At 30.8% G+C, this 1,026-nt stretch carries 2 protein-coding genes; one reads left to right on the top strand and one right to left on the bottom strand.

Annotated elements, in window-relative coordinates; all coding sequences use genetic code 11:
- Positions 1-493: hypothetical protein (locus ABZY44_RS37805; RefSeq protein WP_356662095.1), on the top strand; the 493-nt coding region annotated here is incomplete at its 5' end.
- A 307-nt stretch (positions 494-800) separates the two neighbouring features.
- On the opposite strand, the gene ABZY44_RS37800 is transcribed toward ABZY44_RS37805, so the two are convergent.
- Positions 801-1,026, bottom strand: a 226-nt coding sequence (locus ABZY44_RS37800; RefSeq protein WP_356662093.1) for a DNA-binding protein, incomplete at its 5' end; no start/stop codon positions are given.

The raw sequence follows: 1,026 nt of genomic DNA, 5'->3' as shown, positions 1-1,026 counted from the left end.
TAAAGACCGATTTTCTTATCTTGATAAGAAAAGTCCGGCAAACCATAAAATCATGTATGGAACAACTGTTGCTAAAAATCTACAACGACAAAGTGGAAATGTCCCTCTTTATTCTGACAATGCCAATATCAAACTCAAACAAGTCTTTCATGAGTTCGATTTCTTGATTAGTCAAGGACTTGGTTTTGATAGAAGTTTTGAAACCATAGGAAAGGACTTAAAAGCCACCTATCAAGAAACAGAAAAGCAATTAGATAAATTAGATACAAAGATTATAGAGTATGTCGAACAAAACAAAAGTTTAGATTATGTAGATACCACTATCAGAGATACAATAAAAAATCTAAAACTTGAACGTGATGATTTAAGAGATACTTTATATAAAGTCGATAAAAACATTCAATACTATCAAAAATCAGAACAGCGATTAGAAGCCTATCAAAAAAATCAAAGTCCAAAACATAAAGCACGTGATGATGATTTTGAAATTTAGTCCGTTGAAAATTCTGATAAGTGTACAATAAAACAAGTCGGATCTAAAATTTTTGTTTTTTAAAATTTAAGACCGGACTTTTTTATTTGAGTTTTGAAAAAACTCTATTTTTTACAAAGTAAAAAATAATGCTCCTGTCGTTGAGCAAACCAACGAAAAAGCACTAAAGAAATTGAAAAATGAATTTTTCACTCCCTTTAATGCTTGAAGCTCATGTTTTGCCTTTTAAGCCCTCTTAAATGGTTTTGAGTAGAATTATGCCACTTGAATAATAAAAAGCCTAAAATCTCATTTTATAGGCTTTTTGTCACTTCCAAAATTGATACCATTTTTTAGAACTTTGATTATTTAGTTCTTCTTGTCCTTTTATTTTATCATTCAAGGCTCTTATTTGCTCTTTAAGCGTTTCTAATTCCTCTTGCGGTTGACTATTCGCCTGTTCCTCTTTTGTGTCCTGTGAGGGCATTTTTAGGGCTTTTAAGTCATTGATTTCTGACTTGTGTTCTTCTAGCAATTTTTTATCCTGCAAAGCT

This window comes from Streptomyces sp. NPDC006544, assembly GCF_040611715.1.
Taxonomy (GTDB): Bacteria; Actinomycetota; Actinomycetes; order Streptomycetales; family Streptomycetaceae; genus Streptomyces.
Note: the sequence above shows the minus strand (reverse complement) of the source record. Positions and strands in the feature narration are given on the sequence as shown.